Here is a 23,867-nt window from a genome sequence, read left to right as displayed (position 1 = left end):
GCGTTAGTCGGAACCCTTGTTCGGATCTGGGCTGGTATCGGTCTTTGCGGCTTCCCCGGACGCTGTCCGGCCAACGAAGCCCAAAATGATCTGTGCGCCCGCTCCATCGGCGAAGTCTTGCGGCGCGTCAGTCAATGTCAGCGTGCCGCGATGATCATCCATGATTTTTTTGACAATCGCCAAACCCAGCCCCGTTCCCTTATCGCGGAAAGTTACATACGGCTCGGTAAGCCGGTCCCGATCATCGGAAGGCAGGCCTTTGCCGTTATCCATGACATCAATCCGGATCTCACGCCCAGCATCCCGGCCCGCTCCTGCCTGCGTGGATGCAACTGAGTGCAAGTTTACGGCGATTCTGCCGCCGGGAAGATCCGTGCCCGGGCGCGCGTCGATGGCTTCTTTCGCATTCTGCAGCACGTTCGTCAGCACTTGCGCGACCTGGCGCCCATCCGCCGTGACGTGGATCGGGTCGTCAGGCATGGTCAGCGCATAGTCGATCCCCGGATTGGCATTCCGCTGCAGGAAAACCTGCTGACGGCAAAGGTCGGTCAGGTCCACGTCCTGCATCGTCGGCGCCGGCATGCGGGCGAAGTTTGAAAACTCATCGACCATCCGTCCGATATCGCCGACCTGACGAATAATCGTATCGACGCAGGTTTCAAAGACATGAGGATCGTTCGTTATACCCTTCAGGTATTTGCGTTTCAGGCGTTCCGCGGACAGTTGAATGGGGGTCAGCGGGTTTTTGATTTCATGTGCGATGCGGCGCGCGACGTCGGCCCAGGCGGCGGTCCGCTGGGCACTGGCCAAGGCTGTAATGTCGTCCAGTGTCATGACATAGCCGGTTCCCCCGTCCCCCTGCGTGAGCGGACCGGACCGAACGATTAGACTGCGCGTCATGCCGTCCCCTTCGACCTTGATCTCCTTTTCAACGAAGTCAGTTTCGGGGTTCGACAGGACTTCATCTATGATCTGCATCATATCTGGAGCGATTTCCGCCATGTCATGGCCGATGAATTGATCCAGCTCCACGCCAAGAAGTTCAGACGCGCGCCGGTTCGCCAATTCGATCTGCCCGTGCCGGTCCAACCCGACCACACCGGCGGAAACCCCGGTTAGTACCGTTTCGATAAACCGTCGCCTTTCATCGACCTGCATATTAGCCTGCAAAAGCTCGTTCCGTTGGCTCTGCAACTGCTCGGTCATCCGGTTGAAGGCCCGACCGAGGACATCGACCTCGTCATTCTTGGCCGATGGGGCGACCTGAACGGTCAAATCCCCTCCCCGGACCCGTTCGGTCGCGGCGATCAGCCGACTGATCGGTTCGGACAGTCCATTCGCCACGTTCAACCCGACCCAAACGGCGGTTAGCAGCAGAAGCATGGCAACAAGTACGAAGGAAAGGGCGAAAGAAACCTGGAACCGCGACCGTTCCTTTTCCAACTGCTCAAATTGCTTCGTCGCACCTTGCGTCGCGGCGACATGCGCAAGGACCGTGGGGTCGATGGCGCGCCCAACGATCAGGAAGGTGTCGATGATGGTATCCAACCGAACCAGGGCCCGAACCCGATCATCGGCCTCGTTCCGAAGGATCACGACATTCCCGTCGCTTGCATCTTCGAAAGCGCTGGTCGGGATCGGTTCGAACTCCAGCGCGATGGTGAAACCCGCGCGCGCCAGAATCCTGCCGTTTTCTTCGAAGACGAGCGCTTCCGACAGGTTCCGGGTGCCAACCTGGAAGTCCAGCAGGCGTGTCAGCAATTTCTGGTTCGCCGCGAGCACCGGCGCATCGCGGCTGATTGCGGAGGCAATCCAGAGAGCGTCTGCCTCAATCGTTCGCAAATGTTCGTCCAGATAGGCTTCGGCAACCGCGGAACTTTCCGACACCGCTGTGCGGACCCGGTCCGAAAACCAGGATTCGAGGCCGTAATTGAAGAACAGTAGAGAGAAGCCGGCGACGATGATGGCTGGCGCGATGGCGAAAATGCCGAACATGGCCGCCAGCCGTACATGCATATGCGCGCCTGCTGCCCCGCGCTTGCGTTCGGACCACAAACGAACCAGACGCCGGGCGATAATAACGCTCAGCAACAGCAACAGAACGAGATCGAGATAGATCAGCCCTACCAGGTGTTCAGGATCCTGGGCCAGGTTCTCTCCGCGCCCGGAAAAAGCCCAATAGGTGGACAAACCAGCCGCGATCGAAAGAACCGCGAGTAGTCCCGCTAGGAAGCGGGAGACTTTTGGATGATCGAGAAAACGGAAAACATGGCTGAACCGCGCTCCCCATCGGCCAACGGCTGTTTCTCCGGCACGTTCCGGCGTTGATTCCTCGTTTTCGCCGGACGCGTTTGATGGAACCTGCCCGGCGTCAGAGCCCGGGTCATGTTCCTTGGTAACGGGCGGGATGTCACCGGGGGAGTCGCCACGGGAATCACCGCGGGAATCACCGCGGGAATCCCAGGAATCGCTTGATTGGCTCGTTGACACGAAGCGCTTCCCTTTATCTTGCGGTCAGGAGGACAGCCGCCCCTTAGGGGGCACTCGGGGTATCATGATCAGGAGTTTATCCCACGCACGACGGGTATATCCAGTTCACGTATTTTCTTGCGCAGCGTATTTCGGTTCAGGCCAAGCAGATCCGCCGCCTTTACCTGGTTCCCGTTGGTCGCCGCCAGGGTGAGTGAAATCAAGGGTCGTTCGACCTCCCGAAGGACACGGTCATACAGGCCCTGGGCCGGTAAGGCATCGCCATGGGAATCGAAATAGCGTCGCAATTGCCGTTCAACCGTTTCCGACAGACTTTCGGCACGGTCGCCATCCAGATTGTGGGCAGCCGCAACAGGGGCATCAGCCAGTTCAGCCTCGACATCGGCCGCATCAATGGCGTCCTGTGCGTAAAGTGCGGTGAGTCGGCGAATCAGGTTCTCCAACTCGCGCACGTTCCCCGGCCAGGAATAACGTTGCAGCACCGCCATTGCCGCGGGCGTGAGGCTTTTCGATTCCAAGCCCTCACGGGCCATGGAAGTCAGAAAATGCCCGACCAGATCGGGAATATCCTCGCGTCGCTCTCGCAACGGAGGCAAGCGGATCGGCACGACATTCAGCCGGTAATACAGATCTTCGCGGAACAGACCTTGGGCCGCCTGTTGTCGCAGGTCACGGTGGGTCGCACTGATGATGCGGACATCGGTGCGGATCGGCGTGCGTCCGCCAACCGTGGTGTATTCCCCCTCCTGCAAAACACGCAGCAGCCGGGTTTGGGCCTCGATGGGCATATCACCGATCTCATCCAAGAAAAGCGTGCCGCCCTGGGCCTGCTCGAAACGACCGGCATATCGTGTCGCCGCACCGGTAAAAGCACCTTTTTCGTGGCCGAACAGCTCGCTTTCGATCAGGTCCCGGGGAATCGCCGCCATGTTGATCGCCACAAAGGGGCCGCTGCGGCGCTTGCTGAATTCGTGAAGCGCACGGGCGACCAATTCCTTACCCGTGCCGGATTCACCGGAAATCAGGACCGATAGGTCGGTCGCCGTCAGCCGCGCGATGGCACGATAGACCGTCTGCATGGCTTGGGAACGGCCGATCAACGGCAGTTTATCGTCGGTTCCGGCCGGCACGCCGGTTTTTTCCGAACGCGTCAGATCGGCCGTCAGGGCCCGGTCGACGACATCCAACAGTTCCGGCAGATCGAACGGCTTGGGCAGATATTCGAAGGCCCCGCGCTCAGCGGCTTTCACGGCCGTCAGCAACGTGTTCTGCGCACTCATCACGATGACGCGCAAATCATCCCGCCGCTTTCGTATCTGCGGCAGCAGGTCCAGCCCGTTGCCGTCGGGCATCGCGACATCGGTAATAACCAGATCGCCGTCGCCATCGCTGACCCAGCGCCACAAAGTTGCGGTATTGCCTGTGGTGCGGACCTCATAGCCCTTGCGACTCAACGCCTGGGTAAGAACGGTGCGGATTGCGCTATCGTCATCCGCGACAAGGATCGTTGCCGGTGTGGTCATGTCCGGTCAGTCCCCACGCACCAAAGGAAGCATCACATTGAAACTGGTCCGGCGTGGTTTGCTTTCGACATCAATGATGCCGCCGTGGTCGCCGACCAGCTTGGCCGTCAGCGCCAGGCCAAGGCCGCTGCCGTTGCGCTTGGTGGTAATAAAGGGATCGAACAGATGCGGACGCAGGTCTTCGGGCACCCCCACGCCATTGTCGCGGACACTTACCATCATCGGCAGGTACATCCGGCTTTCCGATCCCGGTATAGCCAGCCGCACGCCGTGGCGGAACGCTGTCACGACCGTCACTTCTCCGTCGTTTCGGTCTTCGACGGCTTCAACCGCATTCTTCACCAGGTTCAAAAAGACCTGAACCAGTTGGTCGTGATTGCCGAAGACGGCCGGCAAAGAGGGATCATAGTCTGTCGTAAACTTCACATCCCGTCCGAACCCCGCTTTCGCGACTTCAAGAACTTCATCCAACACTTTGTGAATATTGACATTATCGCGGTCCAGGATCGGGCCTTCGCTGAACACTTCGAAACGATCGACCAGTTTCACGATACGGTCCGTTTCCCGGATGATCAGTTGGGTGAGCGAGCGGTCGTCGGACTCGACGATCGTATCCAGCAACTGAGCCGCCCCCCGGATTCCCGATAGCGGGTTTTTCACCTCATGACCCAGCATGGATGAAAGCGCGCTAATCGAGCGTGCGGCCCCTTTCTGGGTGATCGTGTCGTCAATTTTGTTCGCAATTCTGTCTTCCTTGAAGACAAGGACGATTTCGTCAGCACTATCGTTCAACGGTGCCGCGTCCACACTCAACAGATGCTGGCCGATGCGCGGCGTGAAGACGTGAATGCCATATTCCGTCATGCTGCTTTCCTGGCGCCGTACTTTCTGCACCAGCGACAGGATCGGAGAGTCATGCGGAAAAAGGTCCTGCAGGTTCGCGCCCAGTAAGGTTGCCTCGCTACCTTGGAAAAATTGCTCGGCGGCGGCATTTAGAAAGATCAAGTCATCCGTGCGTTCGACGACGATGACCGGGTCCGGCAAGGCGAATAAAATCGAGTCGCCGGAAATGGTTTTTGCGCTGAGGCGCGTCAACTTAGCCAGTTTTTCGACAACCGGATTCATGCGGCGATATCCTGCGGTAAGGGAGTCGTGTTGGGGGTGGAGATACTCGCGTCCTGCTCCGCCGCCCGGAATAGCTCGGCGACAAGTCCGTGCACCAAAGCTGGCTCTTCCGCCTTCATCAAAGCGTCCCGAAACCGCGTAGCATTTCGGAATCCGGCCGCGTACCAACCCAAATGCTTGCGCGCCATGCGCAGCCCACGGTCCAAACCGTGATGCTCCAGCATGGCGTCATAGTGTTCATGGACCAGTTCCTCTCGATCCTTCAGCGGCGGCGCTTCGGGGGCAATCCCTGTTTTGAATTGGCGAGCGATAAGTCCAGGTTGCCATGGGCGACCATAAGCCCCGCGTCCAATCATCACGCCATCCGCCCCCGACTTCGCCAGGGCTAATACGGCGTCTTCATGGGTCTTGATATCCCCATTAACGATCAAAGGCACCGAAACCGCCTCCCTCACCGCACGGATGAAGTCCCAATCAGCCTCGCCCTGATACTTCTGTTCCCGTGTCCTGCCATGCACAGTGATCATCCGAATGCCGATCTTCTCGGCCATGGCGGCAAATTCGGGCGCGTTCCGGTTTTCAACGTTCCATCCGGTCCGCATTTTCGCCGTCACAGGCAGGTCGACGGCGGCGACGACCGCTTCCATGATCCGGGCCGCTTGGGGCATATCCCGCATCAAGGCGGAACCGCAGAAACGGTTTGTTACCTTCTTGGCCGGGCAGCCGAAATTGATGTCGATGATGTCGGCCCCGAGATCGGCGGCAAAACGGGCGGTATCGGCCATTGCCTCAGGATCGAAACCGGCAATCTGAACGGATTGAACCTCGCCCGCTTCGGACCGCATCAAACGCTTGTAGGTGGCATCTGTATGGCGGAGCGCTTCGTTGCTGGCGACCATTTCGGACACAACCATCCCCGCGCCCAAACGGCGTGCCAGCCGCCGGAAAGGCAGGTCCGTGACGCCGGACATGGGCGCCAGAATGACCGGCTCGTCAATCGTCACCGGCCCCAGATTTATCGGGGATAACGGCACTCGCCCAACCTCGCTACAATGACAGTTATGCCTGTTCTTCGATCAGCGCGGAAGCATTGCCTAAATATTGGGCAATTGGCAACTGCTACTTTGATATGATGGAGATTGCGGCGGCATTCCGAGCGAACAAATCAGCCGGCTACCGTATCAGCCGGCCAAAACATCGGTGATGAATTTTACGCCCGGATACCCCAGGGCCAGCAGCAATTGGATTGCAAGCACAACCTGGACCGCGCGGCGGCCGCGCCAGCCCAGCCATCGATGGGCAATCAATAGAAAAAGAACCAGGAAAAATGCGATCAGCGTCAGCAAACTCTTGTGGTCGACGGGTACAACGGTCCCATGGGTTTCAAAGGATGTGGCCATGCCGGTGGCCACGACGGCGGCCAGGAACACCGCGCATCCCTGCAATAGGCGGAATTGGACAGCCTCCGCCTCCAACATTGCCGGCAGGCCGGATACAAAACCGGATTGTCGGCGTTTCTTAAGCATCCATTCCCGAATCCACACAGCCGCGCCCGCTATTGCCGCCAACGTCGCCAAAGCGAATGCGGTCACAGCGATGACAATATGAAGCCAAAACCACCAATCGTTCGGGGGAACATGCTCCACCTTGCCCCAACCGATAGACCCGAATAGCAGCGCCAGGATGCCGAGTGGCAGGCAATAGAGCAGCACCAAAGGCCCTAAGGCGGCGACCGTCTTCGACACGGCCGAAAGGACCAGGAAAGCGACCAGTGTGACCGTGATAATGACATCAAGAGAGGCCGCGAAATCGAGCGCCCATCCATGCCCCATCCGGATGTATAGCCATCCCAGCATCGAAACCGCGGAAGCGAGCGCGAGCAGCCAAAACAAGGGTGTGCCTGTCCGACCCTTCAGTGACACCGCACCGACGGGTAAGAGGCTTGCGATCGCCGCAAGATGAAGCCAGAAGGGTGGGACTGCGAGCATGCTAGGCGTATAGCACCCTTAACCAGCCTCTGCCATTGGCAAGAAAAGGTTCGGGGCGCGTTGGTCAGAATGCCGCAGAATACGCAGAATACGATGTGAACGGGGAACAAAGCACCGATGCTGATCGGACCGGACGGAACAACGGCCAAGCCGAAGGTCGCCTGCCTCGTGGTGGCGGCGGGCCGTGGCCTACGTGCCGGCGGCGGGCTGCCGAAGCAGTATCGGCCGATCGCCGGTATACCCATGCTAAAGCGCACACTTCAGGCCTTGGCGAGCTTCGACTGCATCGACACGGTGCTGCCGGTTATCGGCCATGGCGATGTCCCCGATTTTGAGTCTCAGGTTGGTCAGATCACAGGTGTTCTGCCCCCCGTTTTTGGAGGCGCGACGCGCCAAGCCTCCGTCCTATGCGGGCTTGAAGCCTTGGCGTCGGCCGGTCCGCCGGACCTGGTGCTGGTTCATGACGGCGCCAGGCCGTTCGTTTCAGTCACAATGGTCGAACGGGTGATTGTCGCTTTACGGAACGGATCCGCTGCTGTGATCCCGGTTCTGCCCGTCACCGACACGATCAAGCGGGTCGACGAAGACCGTCACATTGTGCGCGAAACCGTCGACCGTACCGTCCTGCGACGGGTTCAAACACCGCAAGGATTCCGATTCGATGTATTGCTCGATGCCCACCGAGCCGCCACCGGCGCCGAATTAACCGACGATGCAGCCGTCATGGAACAAGCAGGTGCTGACGTGAACGCCGTCGATGGCGATGCCGAAAACACCAAGATCACGACGCCGGAAGACTTTCAGGAAGCGGATCGAAAAATGATCGCATCGCAATCGGTTCGCACAGGAATGGGTTTCGATGTGCACCGTTTCGAACCGGGCGACGCGGTCACTCTGTGCGGTGTTTCCATTCCCCATACGGCGCGCCTGGCCGGGCATTCGGATGCAGATGTCGGGCTTCACGCGTTGACAGATGCAATCCTGGGGGCGATTGCCGCGGGCGATATCGGGGATCATTTTCCGCCAAGCGATCCGCAGTGGAAGGGTGCAGCGTCGGATAGATTTCTGCGCCATGCAGCAGACCTGGTTGCAGCACGCGGCGGTGCTGTGACCCATGTTGACGTTACATTGATCTGCGAAAAACCGAAGATCGGTCCCCATAAGGAGGCTATGCGTATGACAATCGCCGGAATCCTCGGGGTCGATATAGACCAGGTCAGCGTCAAAGCGACCACGACCGAAAAGCTGGGTTTCACGGGCCGCGGCGAAGGGATTGCCGCCCAAGCTGTCGCCTCGGTCCGGGTATAAAACGATGCGCCCTTCCCTTACCGATCCCGGCATTCTGATCGCGACTTGGTTCGGCTCCGGTTATCTCACGCCCGCCCCCGGCACCTGGGGCACCATCGCAGCCCTGCCTTTCGCATGGTTCATGATCCAGGCGGTTCCGCCCACATGGCTCATTCCGGCGGCAATCATTCTGCTTGCCGTTGGGACATGGGCGGCAAACAGGTTCGACATCCTCACTCAGGGGCATGATGCGAGTGAAATCGTCGTGGATGAGGTGGTCGGTGTCTGGCTTACGCTTGGCATCATGGCCCTATACGCGCCGCTCACCTGGGTGGCCTGGATCGTGGCGTTCGTCTTGTTCAGGGCGTTCGACATTGTGAAGCCCTTCCCGATCAACCTAATCGACCGCCATATGGGCGGCGGTTTCGGCGTAATGCTCGACGACGTCTTGGCTGGTGTCTTTGCAGGAGTCGCCGGCATTCTGGCAATGATGCTGTTAAAGAAACTGGCGATAATTTGACCGAAGGGCCATAGGAGAGAGAGATGTTCGATTCCGAGCTCACGGATCTTGCCAAATCGGTCCTGAAACAATTCGAGGAACGCGGTTTGACGCTGACCACGGCCGAATCCTGCACGGGCGGTCTGATAACGGGTGTCCTGACGGCCATTGCCGGATCGTCGAGCGTCGTCGAACGCGGCTTCGTCACTTATACGAACGAGGCGAAGATGGAGATGCTTGGCGTTACGCCGGCGCTGTTCCCGGATGTCGGCGCCGTCAGCAGCGAGGTTGCCCGTGAAATGGCGGCCGGCGCCGTCGCGCATTCCCGCGCCGATATCGCTGTCGCCGTTACTGGCGTCGCTGGGCCGGGACAGTCGGAACGCAAACCCGCCGGGCTGGTCTATATCGGTTCCTGCAAACGCGGCGGTGAGCCGATTGCCCTTGAATTCAGGTTCAGCGGCGACCGCAATGCCGTGCGTCGCCAGGCGGTCATTGAAGCTTTGTCCCTTGCTGTGCGGGTGTTGGATAGCGCCTAGCCGTCGATTCCGGCAGATGCTGGCCCATACAATCCCATGAGGTCTCTGAGTGGGTGCCCCTCTTTATCGGCGTATCGCGCGAATTTTTCCTCCCAATTGCCCAAGATCGAAAAGAAGTCGCGGGGCGTATCCAGTTTTCGGGCCGGATAGGCGTGTAGCAGTTGGATCGCTTCGTCCAGGCTGAGGGCGGTCGTGTCCTCCGTGACCCGGTCGATGAAATACAGGCTGTCGCGCAAACGGATTGTGGCCGCCAATAGAATCCCCGCAACTTCAGCCAATCGTGGGCTCGTCGCCGTGGTGAATTCTACTTGGTCGAACAGCAGGGACCGCCCGCTGCCGCCGATCAGGAAACAAACCCTGGCCCGTGCATCGTCGGGTTCACCCGCACCGCCATGTCGGACATACGCCGTGATTTGCTCAACCTTCATAAGAGCTTTGGGCGATAAGCATTCTAAAACACACTGACTTCCGAAATAGGTGTCTAATGCATTCGGGCGCGCGTATTTGACCAGCGTTACCGTCTCGTGAATGCCGTCCTCATCTACCTCCACACCGGCCGCTTTCAGTGCTCGTTCAATGGCTTGCAAGGTGCTGCTGCGCGGATCGCCGACCCCGCGTTCGATGTTATTGAGTGTGGCGAGTGAGACTCCGGCGGCCTTCGCCAATTCGCTTTGCTTGACGTTCAGCAGCGCCCTGCCGGCGCGGATCTGGGCAGCGGTAATCATGGATGGTCCGATACGATGCCAAAAGGCGTCTGCCTCAATTGGGCTTTGTGTAGCAAATTCTAGGTATCAGACCTAGCGATTTAGTGATAACGCACGTTTGTTACGAAGTCGAAACTTATTATTTGTGGCTGGGAAAATTGTATACACAATATATGGGTATGTGGAATTCGGCGATCGTTGCGCACTGTTAGAAAACTACAAATGAAGTTTTCTCTAAGTATCGCCCGATGCGGTATTCCCATAGAGAGCATCGGCTCTATTCTCGAAAGCCGTGACCATCTTACGAACGGCTTCGGTGAAAACCATACCGATCAATTTTTCCAGAATCCTGGACCGAAACTCAAATTCAACAAAGAAATCGACCACGCACCCATCTTCTGCCGGCTCAAATTTCCAGTTGTTTTTGAGATACTTAAAGGGTCCCTTTTCATAGGAAACCCTGATCTCCAAATTTGGACGATCCAGTTCGACACGACTGGTAAATCGTTCTGATATTCCTTTGAAGCCAATAACTAAATCGGCAATCAGCAAAGTGTCAGAACGTTGCCGGACACGAACACCGGTGCACCAAGGCAAGAATTCCGGATACCTGTCTACATCGGCAACCAGATCAAAAAGTTGCTCAGGACTGTAAGGCAGCGGACGGCGTTCGGCGTGACGGGGCATGATTAAGCGGTTCTAGAACGAGTCGCCGGATGAAAAAGCCGAAATCTCACACCTATTCGGCAGCGGCCAATTTTGCCTGCCGCGCGGCCCGCAATTGCTGGAAATCATCCCCGGCATGGTAGGAAGAACGTGTCAGTGGCGAACTGGAAACCAGAAGGAACCCCTTTCCGCGGGCCATTTTTGCATAGGCCTCGAACTCGTCGGGCGTCACGAAACGGTCGATCGCAGCATGTTTGGGCGTCGGCTGCAGGTATTGACCGATGGTCAGGAAATCAACGTCCGCGGCCCGCAGGTCGTCCATCACCTGCCCCACCTCTTCGCGTGTTTCGCCGAGGCCGACCATGATACCCGACTTGGTGAACATGGATGGGTCAATTTCCTTCACCTGCTCCAACAAGGAAAGCGATGTGAAGTACCGCGCACCCGGACGAATGTTGGGATAAAGGCGCGGAACGGTTTCTAAATTGTGATTGAAGACATCGGGCTTGGCGTCCACGACAGTTTTCAAAACGCCTTTCTTGCCTTTGAAATCCGGCGTCAGAATCTCAACCGTTGTGTCGGGTGTCTTCTCATGGATCGCGGTGATCACCTGGGCGAAATGCTCCGCACCACCATCCGCCAAGTCATCCCGATCGACAGAAGTTATTACCACATGCTCAAGGCCGAGTTCCGCCACGGCGGCGGCGACATTGAAAGGTTCAAGGGAATCAAGAGCGTTGGGTTTGCCGGTGGTCACGTTGCAGAAGGCGCAGGCCCGGGTGCAGATTTCGCCCATGATCATCATGGTCGCGTGTTTCTTCGACCAGCATTCGCCGATATTCGGGCATGCCGCTTCTTCGCAGACCGTGTGCAATTTCTTGGAACGAACGATATCCCGTGTTTCACGGTAGACCTTACTGGTCGGCGCCTTGACGCGGATCCAGGCTGGTTTCCGTTGGATGGGATTGTCCGGCCGGTTGCGCTTTTCCGGGTGCCGGTGTTTCGGTTCCAACGTCTTATCCATGGCTCGGCTACTTTCGTTGCGGTTTCAGTCCGCCAAGTCCGCCGGTATCAAAACTGATTTCTGATCACCAAACGAGAAAAACCTTGGCCTTTTTGTTTCAAGCTGCGGCCGACATGGTCGGCAACGGAATGAAGTTTCTGGGCGTCATGGTTCGATGCGGAGGGATCAAGCGGAATGTCGGTAATAATGACGACAATATGCTCCCATCCCGCTGGTGACCAGGATAGTTCGTGGTCGACCCTGATGATATTCGGGTGATCATTCGACATAGCGGGTTGCAGGTTGCCTTCCATACGGGATCCATCGGTTTCTCAGGTCACGCTCGCTCTGTCCGTCAGAGGCGCTTCCGGCGCCCCTACATCTAAGGGGATACATCGTTTCAGAATAGTTAAAATACGTCGATAATTGGCGGGTTTCCGCTGTCACTCCGGTCGATGCGCTACCCTGCATGGCTCCCTACATATGGATGACACGCCCATAGGCATCCAAAACCGATTCATGCAGCATCTCGCTCAATGTCGGGTGTGGGAAGACGGTGTGCATAAGCTCGGCCTCCGTCGTCTCCAAGGTCATGCCGACGGAATAACCCTGGATCAACTCGGTGACCTCTGCGCCGATCATATGCGCGCCCAGCAGTTCCCCGGTCTTGGCGTCGAAAACGGTCTTGATCAGCCCTTCCGGCTCACCAAGCGCGATCGCCTTGCCGTTCCCGACGAAACTGAACCGCCCGACCTTCACATCATATCCCTTGTCCTTGGCCGCCTGCTCGCTGAGGCCGACCGACGCCACTTGCGGATGGCAATAGGTGCAGCCCGGTATACGGCCGGTATCCAAGGGATGGACATCTTTCACACCTGCGATCTTCTCGATGCAGATGACACCTTCATGTTCCGCCTTATGCGCCAACCAGGGCGGTCCCGCTAGATCGCCGATCGCATAAATGCCAGCTTCCCCGGTTTCGCACCATTCGTTGATTTCCACATGGGTGCGGTCGACTTTGATCTTCGTGCCTTCAAGGCCGATATTTTCGACATTACCGACGATCCCAACGGCGCTGATCAGCTTTTCCGCCGTTATCTCCGTAACCTTGCCGCCCTTTTCGACGCTGGCGGTTACGGACTTTCCATCCTTCTTCAATCCCTTTACCGTCGCGCCGGTGATGATGTTCATCCCCTGCTTCTTGAAGGCCTTTTCCGCCATCTTCGAAATTTCGGCATCTTCGACGGGCAGAACCCGATCCATCACCTCGACCACGGTCACCTCGGCACCGAAGGTCCGGTAGAAACTGGCGAATTCGATCCCGATTGCACCGGACCCGACAACGATCAAAGACTTCGGCATCGCTTTCGGCACCATGGCTTCGCGATAGGACCAAACGGTTTCCCCGTCCACTTCCAGTCCAGGCAGTTGCCGCGCCCGCGCACCGGTCGCAAGGATCACATTCTTCGCGGTCAATTCCGCGAAGACCTTGCCGTCCTTCTCAACCGTCACCTTGCGGGCACCGGCAGAACCGCCAGCCAACTTGCCCCAACCGTCGAAGACCGGAACCTTGTTCTTCTTCAACAGGTGACCGACACCGCCATTCAACTGCTTGGCGACACCACGGCTGCGCGAAACGATTTTTTCAAGGTCGTATCCCGGCTTGCCGGCGCTGAGCCCGTAAGCGTCCGCGTGGTTCATGTAGTGGTAGATTTCAGCGCTTCGCAGCAACGCCTTGGTCGGGATGCAGCCCCAGTTCAGGCAAATGCCGCCCAGATGGTTCGCTTCCACAACGGCGGTCTTTAGCCCCAATTGAGCGGACCTGATGGCCGTTACATACCCACCGGGCCCGGCACCGACGATAACGACGTCGAAGGATTGTTTATCCATGTTTCCCTCCCGTTCGGGATGTATTTGCGTTCGGCCGGATCATGCAGCCGGATTTTTCGTTACAGCATCAAGGCGATGGGATCCTGCAAGATCGCCTTCAATTCCTTCATGAAACCGGCCGCTGCGGCGCCGTCGATACAACGGTGATCGACCGCAAGGCTGAGCGTCATCACCGTGGCAATGGCAAGCGCACCATCCTTGACCACGGCTCGCTGTTCACCAGCCCCGACGGAGAGGATTCCACCTTGCGGCGCGTTGATGATGGAATTGAAGCTCTTCACCCCGAACATACCGAGATTGGAGATCGAGAAGGTACCGCCCTGGTACTCCTCGGGCTTCAATTTGCCTTCCCGCGCCTTGCCCGCCAATTCCTTGGCTTCCTTGGAAATGGTGGCCAAGCCCTTCGCCGCGCAATCCTTGATGATCGGCGTGATCAAACCACCGTCGATCGCCACGGCCATTGCCATGTCGACTTGGGCAAACCTCAAGACAGCCGTATCCGTATAGGCGACGTTGCAATCGGGAACCCGGGTGAGCGCCAGTGCTGTCGCCTTGATGACCATGTCGTTGACGGAGATCTTGTAGTCCGCGCCATCGCGCTCGTTGAGTTGCTTGCGCATGGCGAGCAACGCGTCGATTTCAACGTCTGCCAGAACGTTGAAATGCGGCACGTCGCGCGCGGATTCGGTCAACCGTTTGGCGATCGTCTTGCGCATGTTCGTGTTCGGAACAGCCTCATGCGGCGGCAGCATCTGGAAGATCGGGTCGTCGGCGGAGATAACGGGCGGCGCAACTGCGGCAGCCGCCGGGGCCTTGGCCGCCGCTGCGGGGGCTTCCTTGGCCGGTGCGGCCTCGGCTTTCGTTCCGCCGGACGCAATCGCGGATTCCACATCTGCCTTCACAACGCGGCCATGCGGGCCGCTGCCCGATATCGCGGCGATGTCGATCCCCGCATCTGCGGCGATCCGCTTTGCCAGCGGGCTGGCGAAGACACGGGACCCGCCGGATGCCGGGGCAGAGGCTGGCTTTGCATCGGCCTTCGGCGCTTCCTTCGGTTCTTCCTTGGATTCTTTCTTAGGTTCGTCCTTTGGCGCTTCGGCCGCCGCTTCAGGCGCGGGACCGCCACCACCGCCGCCGGATTTAGCGGCTTCGGCGGGGTCTTCCCCCTCTTCCGCCAGGATGGCGATGGCCGTGTTCACGGCGACGCCCTCACTGCCTTCTTCGATCAGGATTTTCGCGATGACGCCTTCATCGACCGCTTCGACTTCCATGGTCGCCTTGTCGGTCTCGATTTCCGCCAGGACGTCACCGGAGGAAACCTCGTCCCCTTCCTTGACGTGCCATTTTGCCAGCGTTCCTTCCGTCATTGTCGGCGACAAGGCCGGCATCAGGATGTCGATCGGCATGCTCTTCTTCTCCCGTGCCGCGCGGTTGGGGCGCGGCGTTATTGGTTCGGTCCCTTAGTCGCGATAACAAACGGCCTTGGCCGCCTGAATCACGTCATCCACCTGGGGCAGGGCCAGTTTCTCGAGATTGGCCGCATAAGGCATCGGGACGTCCTTGCCGGTCACGCGCGTCACCGGTGCGTCGAGCCAGTCGAAGGCCTGTTCCATCATCTGTATCGCCAATTCCGCGCCGATGCCGGCGAACGGCCAGCCTTCTTCGCAACTGACAAGACGGTTGGTCTTCTTCACCGAATTGACGATCGTCTCGGTATCGAGCGGGCGCAGACTGCGTAGATCGATGACTTCCGCGTCAATCCCTTCCTCCGCCAGCAATTCCGCCGCTTTCAGCGCATGCCCGACCATGATCGAGAAGGCCGTAATCGTCACGTCGCTGCCCTGACGCACGACCTTCGCCTTGCCGATCGGCACGGTCCAATCGTCGGTATCCGGAACCTCGAAACTTTGCCCATAGAGCATTTCGTTTTCCAGGAAGATGACCGGGTTCGGATCGCGGATCGCGGATTTAAGCAATCCCTTGGCATCCGCGGCGCTATAGGGCGCGACCACTTTCAGGCCCGGACAATGAGCATACCAGCTGGCATAGCACTGACTATGCTGTGCGCCGACACGGGATGCCGCGCCGTTCGGGCCGCGGAACACGATCGGGCAACCCATCTGGCCACCGGACATATACAGCGTCTTGGCGGCAGAGTTGATGATGTGGTCAATCGCCTGCATGGCGAAGTTGAAGGTCATGAATTCGATCACCGGCTTCAGCCCCATGAAGGCGGCGCCGACGCCGAGGCCTGCGAAACCGTGTTCCGTGATCGGGGTATCAACCACGCGCTTGCCGCCGAATTCGTCCAGCAATCCCTGCGTGACTTTGTAGGCGCCTTGATACTCGGCGACCTCCTCACCCATGACGAAGACTTCTTCGTCCTTACGCATTTCCTCGGCCATTGCGTCGCGCAAGGCCTCACGGACCGTTGTGCTGACCGTCGCGCCGGTCCAGTCCGGTTCGGGATCCACGACAGGGGCGCCCGGTGCATCCGCGGCGACGACCTTCGGGGTTTCCTCTTGCTTGGCTTCCTGCTTGGACTCTTCCTGGGCCGGTTTATCGGCCTTTGCCGAAGTCCCTTCATCGCCGATGGCAGAGGCGTCTTCGCCTTCTTCGAGCAAAATGGCGATCGGCGTGTTCACCGCCACGCCTTCGCTGCCCTCATCGACCAGCAATTTGCCGATCGTGCCTTCATCGACGGCTTCGACCTCCATGGTCGCCTTATCCGTCTCGATTTCCGCCAGAACGTCGCCGGAGGAGACGGTGTCCCCTTCCTTGACGAGCCATTTGGCGAGATTGCCTTCGGTCATGGTCGGCGACAGCGCCGGCATGAGGACCTGAATGGGCATATGAATTCTCCCTACCCCGATTTCTTTCTTCAGTCGCCTGCACGCGTCCTTCGGCTTCCTGCCGAGGGATCGGAGCGGCGGGGCACTAGGCTTCGACCAAAATATCCGTCCACAGCTCGGACGCATCCGGTTCAGGGCTTTCCTGAGCGAATTCGGCGCTGTCGGCGACGATGGCCTTGATTTCCTTATCGACCGCTTTCAAGTCTTCTTCCGTGGCATAACCGCCGTCGAGAAGCATATTGCGGACATGATCGATGGGATCGTGATGCTGACGCATCTCGTTCACTTCGTCCTTCGTACGGTACTTGGCCGGGTCGGACATGGAATGCCCACGATACCGATAGGTCTTCATTTCCAAAATGAACGGGCCCTTGCCGGCACGGCAGTGTTCGATCGCCTCCTCGGCCGCTTCGCGCACCTTCATCACGTCCATACCATCGACTTCGCGCCCGGGAATGCCGTGCGCCATGCCACGATCATGCAGGTTCTTGCCGCTCGCCGAGTGACGGTCAGCAGATGTTCCCATGGCGTATTGGTTGTTCTCGATCACGTAGATCACGGGAAGTTTCCAAAGCGAGGCCATGTTAAAGGCCTCATAGACCTGCCCCTGGTTCATCGCGCCGTCCCCCACATAGGTCAGGCTGACGCGCTTCTCGTCCCGGAATTTATAGGCGAATGCCAGGCCGGTCCCGATCGGCACCTGCGCCCCGACGATGCCGTGACCGCCGAAGAAGTTCTTTTCCTTGGAGAACATGTGCATAGAGCCGCCCTTCCCCCTGGAATAGCCACCCTCGCGTCCGGTCAGTTCCGCCATGACCCCGCGGGCTTCCATCCCGGCGGCCAGCATGTGCCCATGGTCGCGATAACTGGTGATGACGCCGTCATCGTCCTTAGCCACGCCCTGGATGCCCGTCACGACCGCTTCCTGGCCGATATAGAGATGACAGAAACCGCCGATCAGACCCATGCCGTACAATTGACCGGCCTTTTCCTCGAATCGGCGGATGAGCAACATCGTCCGATAGTCTTCTTTTACCTGGTCGATATCGATGTTCGGCTTCTTGCCCGCGGCGGCTTTTTTCGCCGCAGACTTCTTGGCCGTCTTCGCGCCCGTCGGACTCTTCGCCATGACGTTCCTCTCTGATGCCGTTGCGCCGTCTGCATGACAGTCCAGGGCACGATCACCCGTTGGACTGACGATTACATCCGGTGGCGTCGTTTCAACGCCGATGAACGATAGGCCAAACAGACCGCCGTTCATTAGATGTAGATGAGTACCGCTTTGCTGTACCGATTTCAAGAAAGGGTTGCCTGCACTCACTTGCAAGCAAGGTAGCGACACAGCATGAAAAAGCTATTAAGTTTTTGTTTTATGGGTATAAATTTATCGAATTGATAAAAATCACCGATTGGTGACTTAGTTCGATTTTGCCGGTAGAAAGATGACCAAATCGTTCTGATGAACCAGATCGAAGGACTGCCGGGCCCGCTCCTCAAGCATATCCAAGTCTAGACTTTCGTTGCGCAGCAGGTCCGTCCGGCGCTCCAAACTCTCCCGCTCGCGCTGAAGGGAATCGAGCGTCGCTTTCGCCCGGGTCACTTCCTGGTTGAGGCGGCCATAGGCAAGCAGACCCCGATCACCCTGAACGGTGTGATAGGTGAAATAGCCAAGCACGCATGCCCCGATCACCGGGAACACGACCTGCTTGGACCGTCTGCGCAATTCTTGGATCACTGCCATAAGGTCAAAGAAACACAGGGAGATTCAGGGGTCAACAGGCAATATATTCAGGGGCTTAATGCTGTCTTTGGAAGTTCTTCCCGGACGGAGTGTCCCGCTTGCGGAATAACATCAAATTAAAGGCGTCCCCAGCACATCTACCGGGGACGCCTTTGCTTTGTTCTTACTGACGTATGGAGGGGAAGAACAGGGTGATAGACAGTGTGCTATTTACAGCTTGAATGCGTCGGCACCGGCATAATGCGCCGCCGGGCCCAGGTTTTCTTCGATACGGATCAGTTGATTGTATTTGGCCAGTCGATCGGAGCGGCTGAGCGATCCCGTCTTGATCTGTCCGCAATTGGTGGCGACCGCAAGATCAGCGATCGTCGCATCCTCGGTCTCGCCGGACCGGTGCGACATCACCGATGTCATACCGGCGCGATGCGCCATTTCGACTGTCTTAAGGGTTTCGGACAGGCTTCCGATCTGATTGACCTTGATCAGGATCGAATTGGCCGTCCCCTTCTCGATTCCCTGCGCCAAACGTTCCGAATTAGTCACGAACAGATCGTCGCCGACCAGTTGAACTGAACCGCCAAGCTTGTCCGTCAGCGCTTTCCAACCGTCCCAATCGTCTTCGGCCATGCCGTCTTCGATCGACTTGATCGGATAGGCGGCGCAAAGCTTGGCCAAGTAATCTACATGCCCGGCCGCGTCCAGGGTCAGCCCCTCACCTGCGAGAACATACTTGCCGTCCTTGAAGTACTCTGTCGAGGCGCAATCGAGCGCCAGCACAATGTCGTCGCCCAGTTTGTAACCGGCGTCTTCGATCGCGCCGGAAATGAAATCCAAAGCTTCGGTTGCTGAGCCGAGCGCCGGTGCGAAACCGCCTTCGTCACCGACATTGGTGTTGTGGCCGGCCTTTTTCAGGCGGCTCTTCAACGACTGGAACACTTCCGATCCGGCGCGCACCGCTTCGGCGATGCTGGTCGCGGAGACCGGCATGATCATGAATTCCTGAATATCGATCGGATTGTCCGCATGCTCTCCGCCATTGACGATGTTCATCATCGGTACCGGCAGCGTCTTGGCGAAGGATCCCCCGACATAACGGTACAGCGGCAGGTTCGCCGCATCCGCAGCGGCCTTTGCGATGGCGAGCGACGCGCCGAGGATTGCGTTCGCCCCAAGGCGGGACTTGGTCGGCGTGCCGTCCAACTCGCACATCATAGCGTCGATCTTCACCTGTTCTTCGGCTTCCATGCCGGACAGAAGATCGAAAATCTCGCCGTTCACCGCATCGACGGCCTGCTGCACGCCCTTGCCGTTGTAACGGTTGCCGCCATCGCGCAGTTCATGCGCTTCATATGCGCCCGTCGAGGCGCCGCTTGGAACCGCCGCGCGGCCGAAGGACCCGTCCTCAAGATGCACGTCCACTTCAACGGTCGGATTGCCGCGGCTATCCAGGATTTCGCGCGCGAAGACATCAACAATGGCGGTCATTGGAAACTCCTCAAGGAAGGATAAAGTCGGAAAATTTGTGCGGCTTTCACTACGTCGTTTGGCGCGGTGTTGCAACGCCACACGACGCAAAACCATGCTGCGGCATCCGAAACAGTTTTCCGACATGGCCGCCGAATTGAGCATCAGCCTCCTGCCGTCAACAATCACGACTGGCGCTCAAATTGCGTCGGCAATCGTTGAATCTTGATTGACCGTTCCCCAGCTATTGATCCCTGGCATTGAATTTTGGGGGGAGCATGGGGATGTTCGGTACAGTCCGCACAAGATCAGCGGGAATAGCCTATACCTTGTTGGCGCTATTCTGCGCCTTCCCGACGAGCACCGCCGTTGCAGCGCCCGCTTTCCAACCCCGAAACGTAGAAACCTTTCGAGCAACGGTGAATGAGGCCCAATCCCTTGGATGGCGATCCGAGGAAATTGACGCCGTCATCGACTATGTAACCCGCATGAGTACGGATAGCTTCATTGTATCCACGGGCGGCAAGATAGTCGCAACGGTGGGCGACACGCATGTGCCATACGAGATTCACTCGATGCGGAAAGCCATGCTCAGCGCCGTCGTCGGGCAACATGTCGGCGACGGTCCTCGGCAGATTGACCTGGATGCGTCACTAGAAGAGCTGGGCATTGACGATGTCCCCATCCCCCTAACCGCCCTGCAAAAGCAGGCAACCGTCCTGCATTTGCTGAGGAGCATGTCCGGCATCAATCATGGCGCCGCCGCTTCCGCTGGACTTACCGAGGATATCGACCGGCGCTTGGGTAAAGAGCAGAACCAACCTGGAACGATCTGGGCGTACAACAATTGGGATTACAACGCCCTGACAACCGTGTTCGAAACACGAACCGGCCTGTCTGTCGCCGAAGCCTTCGAAAAGGATGTGGCCACACCGCTTGGGATGTCCGAATTCTCCTCGACCAGCGTTCACTACCTCGCCGATCCTGCGGTTTCCCGCCATCGCGCTGCCATGTTCAGGATGAGCGCGAGTGACCTGCTTGCATTCGGCCGGATGTATCTCAACAACGGCAAAATGGGTTCCCAGCAGGTCATACCCGAGAATTGGATCGCCAATATTACGGGCAAGGCAGTCGAAACGGGGATTGAAGGGTTAAGAAGCGGACACGGATTTCTTTGGTGGCTGCCATCACCTGAAGATACGGGATTGCCGCCCGGAACGTATTTCGCCTGGGGGCTCGGGAACCAATCGCTGTTCGTCATCCCCGATTGGGACACAGTGATCGTTCATCAATCCGACACGACCGCCTTCGTCGAAAAATGGATGGGCATGGCAGAAGATGGCATCCCTGCGGAAGAGGCGCTGTTGAAGATCGCGCTATCCTGTATGAATAGCAGCAACGCGAGTACAGATTTCTGCATCGAGGACAGGTTTACGCTGCGTCCGGAGTTCGACGGTTTGATCGCCACAATCGTGAAGGCCCATAAATAACCTACCCGCGAAAACAGGCAATCAAATCACGGAACCGTCGTGTTCCAGGTTATTCCGCCGCTTGGCGCAGCGCCGGCTTGGCGACTTTGTCGAAGGCTTTCAAAGTGGCGAGCAGGTCGCGCAGTTCATGGAGGGGGACCATGTTCGGGCCGTCCGAGGGGGCGTTGTCCGGGTCCTGGTGGGTTTCCATAAAAACGGCGGCGACGCCGACCGCAATGGCGGCACGGGCAAGGACGGGAACAAATTCGCGCTGACCGCCGGAAGTGGTCCCCTGCCCGCCCGGCTGCTGCACCGAATGGGTGGCGTCGAAGACGATCGGCTTGCCGGTCTGCTGTGCCATAATGGGCAGGCCGCGGAAGTCGGTCACCAACGTATTATAGCCAAAGCTGGCGCCGCGTTCCGTAACCAGAACATTGGGGTTGCCCGCCCCCACGATTTTGGCGACCACGTTTTTCATGTCCCAAGGCGCCAGGAACTGACCTTTCTTGACGTTCACGACGCGCCCGGTCTCGGCAGCGGCGACCAAAAGATCCGTTTGCCGACACAGGAAAGCCGGGATCTGCAGCACGTCGACCGCTTCGGCGACCGCGGCACATTGTTCAGCGGCGTGTACGTCGGTCAGAATTGGACAGCCATAGGTTTCGCGGACCTCGTTGAAGACATCCATTGCCTTTGACAATCCAATGCCGCGCGGTGCCGTCAGCGACGTTCTGTTCGCCTTGTCGAAGGAAGACTTATAGATGAAGCCGATGCCGAGATCGTCGGTGATCTCCTTGATCGCATGGGACATTTCCATCGCGTGATCGCGACTTTCCATCGCGCAAGGGCCGGCGATCAGAACGAAAGGAAGATCGTTGCCGAAGGTGACGTTACCGACTGAGACGGTCTGCGAAGCGGCAGTCATGGTCATTTCCTTTGATTCTCGCCGAGCCATATCGGCACACGCCCCTGAATTCGGCGTTACTATACCAGACGTGACTGGTCTATGGCGGCCTTGATGAAGCTTGCGAACAGCGGATGCGGATCGAAAGGCTTCGATTTCAATTCAGGGTGATACTGCACGCCAATAAACCAGGGATGATCCGGGAATTCGACGATTTCCGGCAATTCCCCGTCCGGAGACATTCCGGAGAAGACGAGGCCCGTCTTTTCCAATTTCGCCATGTAGGATGCATTCACTTCATAGCGATGTCGGTGCCGTTCCTGAATTTCCGTCGCGCCCCCATACACTTCCGACACCCGGCTGCCCGGTCGCAAGGCTGCGGTATAGGCACCAAGGCGCATGGTGCCGCCCATATCGGTATCGATGCCCCGCTTTTCCAGTTGATTGCCCTTCATCCATTCGGTCAGCAGACCGACGACAGGCTCATCCGTCGGGCCAAATTCCGTCGAACTGGCATTCTTGATGCCAGCAAGGTTCCGGGCCGCTTCAATCACCGCCATCTGCATGCCGAAGCATATACCGAAATAAGGAACCTCGCGTTCGCGTGCGAATTGAACCGCTTCGATTTTGCCTTCCGCGCCGCGTTCGCCGAATCCACCTGGGACAAGAATCCCGTGCACGCCTTCCAGATAGGGTATCGGATCTTCCATTTCAAAGATCTCGGATTCTATCCATTTCATATTCACGCGCACATTGTTGGCGATACCGCCATGGGTGAGCGCTTCGTTAAGCGATTTGTACGCGTCGATCAGTACGGTGTACTTGCCGACAACCGCGATCGTAACCTCACCTTCCGGTCCACGTACGCAGTCGACGATATCCGTCCAACGGGTAAGGTCGACATCGCCTTCCTCGTCCTCGCCCAGCATTTCGAAATACCGAAGCACTTCATTGTCCAGGCCTTCACGGTGATAGGTATTAGGAACGTCGTAGATTGTGTCGACATCAAGGGCGGAGATGACCCGGCTTTCCTTGACGTTGCAGAACAACGCGATCTTACGCTTTTCGTTCTGCGGAATGTCCTGTTCGGCCCGGCACATCAGGATATCCGGCTGGATCCCCACCGAGAGTAGTTCCTTCACCGAATGCTGTGTCGGCTTGGTTTTCAATTCACCTGCCGCGCCGATATAGGGCAACAGGGTCACATGGACGAAGCAGGAACGCTTCGGGCCTAACTCGTTCCGCAACTGACGGATGGCTTCCAGAAACGGCAGACCTTCGATGTCGCCGACCGTGCCCCCGATTTCGCACAACACAAAGTCTTCGTCGGTAATATCGCTGAGGACGAAATCCCGGATCGCGTCCGTGACATGCGGAATGACCTGCACGGTCCCGCCAAGATAGTCCCCCCGGCGTTCCTTCGCGATGACGTCCGAGTAGATCTGGCCCGTCGTGATGTTATCGCTTTTCCGCGCGGCGACGCCGGTGAACCGTTCGTAATGGCCGAGATCCAAGTCGGTCTCCGCACCATCGTCGGTGACGTAGCATTCCCCATGCTGATAGGGGCTCATCGTGCCGGGGTCGACATTCAGATAAGGATCGAGCTTACGCAGACGGACCTTGTAGCCGCGCGCCTGCAGCAAAGCGCCCATGGACGCCGAGGCTAGACCTTTCCCGAGAGAGGAGACCACGCCGCCTGTTATGAAGATGAAACGTGCCGACATGG

At 58.1% G+C, this 23,867-nt stretch carries 21 protein-coding genes; 4 read left to right on the top strand and 17 right to left on the bottom strand.

From position 1 onward, the window contains the following. Nucleotides 1–3: 3 nt before the first annotated feature. The 5 genes from EOI86_RS09025 to ccsA form a co-directional block, all read right to left on the bottom strand. Nucleotides 4–2,490: a sensor histidine kinase NtrY-like gene (locus EOI86_RS09025; protein WP_127764736.1), complete on the bottom strand. Its 2,487-nt coding sequence runs from the start codon at nt 2,488–2,490 to the stop codon at nt 4–6. A gap of 68 nt (nt 2,491–2,558) precedes the next feature. Beyond that, nucleotides 2,559–4,013, bottom strand: a complete 1,455-nt coding sequence (ntrC, locus tag EOI86_RS09020; RefSeq protein WP_127764735.1) for a nitrogen regulation protein NR(I) — start codon at nt 4,011–4,013, stop codon at nt 2,559–2,561. A 6-nt stretch (nt 4,014–4,019) separates the two neighbouring features. Continuing rightward, a complete protein-coding gene (locus EOI86_RS09015; protein WP_127764734.1) occupies nt 4,020–5,138 on the bottom strand; it encodes a two-component system sensor histidine kinase NtrB in 1,119 nt (372 codons plus the stop codon). Further along, nucleotides 5,135–6,172 carry a tRNA dihydrouridine synthase DusB gene (gene dusB, locus EOI86_RS09010; RefSeq protein ID WP_240035598.1) on the bottom strand — a complete coding sequence of 346 codons (1,038 nt, stop codon included), beginning with the start codon at nt 6,170–6,172 and terminating at the stop codon, nt 5,135–5,137. The genes EOI86_RS09015 and dusB overlap by 4 nt, the downstream gene beginning before the upstream one ends. A gap of 147 nt (nt 6,173–6,319) precedes the next feature. After that, nucleotides 6,320–7,126, bottom strand: a complete 807-nt coding sequence (ccsA, locus tag EOI86_RS09005) for a cytochrome c biogenesis protein CcsA (RefSeq protein ID WP_127764733.1) — start codon at nt 7,124–7,126, stop codon at nt 6,320–6,322. Between the two features lie 117 nt (nt 7,127–7,243). On the opposite strand from ccsA, the gene EOI86_RS09000 reads away from it, so the two are divergent. Genes EOI86_RS09000 through EOI86_RS08990 form a run of 3 tightly spaced genes read left to right on the top strand, consistent with a single transcriptional unit; the run spans nt 7,244 to nt 9,448 of the window. Then, complete coding sequence (locus EOI86_RS09000) at nt 7,244–8,434, top strand: bifunctional 2-C-methyl-D-erythritol 4-phosphate cytidylyltransferase/2-C-methyl-D-erythritol 2,4-cyclodiphosphate synthase (RefSeq protein WP_127764732.1); 1,191 nt, start codon at nt 7,244–7,246, stop codon at nt 8,432–8,434. 4 nt (nt 8,435–8,438) lie between these two features. After that, nucleotides 8,439–8,933, top strand: coding sequence for a phosphatidylglycerophosphatase A family protein (locus EOI86_RS08995; RefSeq protein WP_127764731.1), 495 nt, complete (start codon nt 8,439–8,441; stop codon nt 8,931–8,933). A gap of 23 nt (nt 8,934–8,956) precedes the next feature. After that, the gene (locus EOI86_RS08990; RefSeq protein ID WP_127764730.1) at nt 8,957–9,448 is read left to right on the top strand and encodes a CinA family protein; all 492 of its coding nucleotides are present in this window, start codon (nt 8,957–8,959) and stop codon (nt 9,446–9,448) included. Here EOI86_RS08990 and EOI86_RS08985 read toward each other — a convergent pair. The 10 genes from EOI86_RS08985 to eno form a co-directional block, all read right to left on the bottom strand. Further along, a complete protein-coding gene (locus EOI86_RS08985; protein WP_127764729.1) occupies nt 9,445–10,173 on the bottom strand; it encodes a helix-turn-helix domain-containing protein in 729 nt (242 codons plus the stop codon). The genes EOI86_RS08990 and EOI86_RS08985 overlap by 4 nt on opposite strands. A 213-nt stretch (nt 10,174–10,386) precedes the next feature. Next, nucleotides 10,387–10,839 (bottom strand): type II toxin-antitoxin system RatA family toxin, encoded by a 453-nt coding sequence (locus EOI86_RS08980; protein WP_127764728.1) that lies wholly within the window; start codon nt 10,837–10,839, stop codon nt 10,387–10,389. A 52-nt stretch (nt 10,840–10,891) separates the two neighbouring features. Continuing rightward, nucleotides 10,892–11,842, bottom strand: a complete 951-nt coding sequence (gene lipA / locus EOI86_RS08975; RefSeq protein ID WP_127764727.1) for a lipoyl synthase — start codon at nt 11,840–11,842, stop codon at nt 10,892–10,894. A 47-nt stretch (nt 11,843–11,889) separates the two neighbouring features. Further along, nucleotides 11,890–12,135, bottom strand: a complete 246-nt coding sequence (locus EOI86_RS08970; protein ID WP_127764726.1) for a hypothetical protein — start codon at nt 12,133–12,135, stop codon at nt 11,890–11,892. A 163-nt stretch (nt 12,136–12,298) separates the two neighbouring features. Further along, nucleotides 12,299–13,711, bottom strand: a complete 1,413-nt coding sequence (lpdA, locus tag EOI86_RS08965; protein ID WP_127764725.1) for a dihydrolipoyl dehydrogenase — start codon at nt 13,709–13,711, stop codon at nt 12,299–12,301. A gap of 59 nt (nt 13,712–13,770) precedes the next feature. Continuing rightward, the gene (locus EOI86_RS08960) at nt 13,771–15,117 is read right to left on the bottom strand and encodes a pyruvate dehydrogenase complex dihydrolipoamide acetyltransferase (protein WP_127764724.1); all 1,347 of its coding nucleotides are present in this window, start codon (nt 15,115–15,117) and stop codon (nt 13,771–13,773) included. A 54-nt stretch (nt 15,118–15,171) separates the two neighbouring features. Then, a complete protein-coding gene (locus EOI86_RS08955) occupies nt 15,172–16,563 on the bottom strand; it encodes a pyruvate dehydrogenase complex E1 component subunit beta (protein WP_127764723.1) in 1,392 nt (463 codons plus the stop codon). An 85-nt stretch (nt 16,564–16,648) separates the two neighbouring features. Beyond that, nucleotides 16,649–17,692 carry a pyruvate dehydrogenase (acetyl-transferring) E1 component subunit alpha gene (gene pdhA / locus EOI86_RS08950; protein WP_127764722.1) on the bottom strand — a complete coding sequence of 348 codons (1,044 nt, stop codon included), beginning with the start codon at nt 17,690–17,692 and terminating at the stop codon, nt 16,649–16,651. 288 nt (nt 17,693–17,980) lie between these two features. Further along, nucleotides 17,981–18,304: an FtsB family cell division protein gene (locus EOI86_RS08945; protein ID WP_127764721.1), complete on the bottom strand. Its 324-nt coding sequence runs from the start codon at nt 18,302–18,304 to the stop codon at nt 17,981–17,983. A gap of 210 nt (nt 18,305–18,514) precedes the next feature. Next, nucleotides 18,515–19,789 carry a phosphopyruvate hydratase gene (eno, locus tag EOI86_RS08940; RefSeq protein ID WP_127764720.1) on the bottom strand — a complete coding sequence of 425 codons (1,275 nt, stop codon included), beginning with the start codon at nt 19,787–19,789 and terminating at the stop codon, nt 18,515–18,517. 263 nt (nt 19,790–20,052) lie between these two features. On the opposite strand from eno, the gene EOI86_RS08935 reads away from it, so the two are divergent. Next, nucleotides 20,053–21,258 (top strand): serine hydrolase domain-containing protein, encoded by a 1,206-nt coding sequence (locus tag EOI86_RS08935; RefSeq protein ID WP_127764719.1) that lies wholly within the window; start codon nt 20,053–20,055, stop codon nt 21,256–21,258. A gap of 49 nt (nt 21,259–21,307) precedes the next feature. On the opposite strand, the gene kdsA is transcribed toward EOI86_RS08935, so the two are convergent. Together kdsA and EOI86_RS08925 are read right to left on the bottom strand one after the other, a co-directional pair. Continuing rightward, a complete protein-coding gene (gene kdsA / locus EOI86_RS08930; protein WP_127764718.1) occupies nt 21,308–22,162 on the bottom strand; it encodes a 3-deoxy-8-phosphooctulonate synthase in 855 nt (284 codons plus the stop codon). Between the two features lie 59 nt (nt 22,163–22,221). Next, entirely contained in the window at nt 22,222–23,865 is a 1,644-nt protein-coding gene (locus EOI86_RS08925) for a CTP synthase (RefSeq protein WP_127764717.1), read from the bottom strand. Nucleotides 23,866–23,867 lie beyond the last annotated feature (2 nt).

This window comes from Hwanghaeella grinnelliae, from assembly GCF_004005845.1.
Taxonomy (GTDB): domain Bacteria; phylum Pseudomonadota; class Alphaproteobacteria; order UBA8366; family Aestuariispiraceae; genus Hwanghaeella; species Hwanghaeella grinnelliae.
Note: the sequence above shows the minus strand (reverse complement) of the source record. Positions and strands in the feature narration are given on the sequence as shown.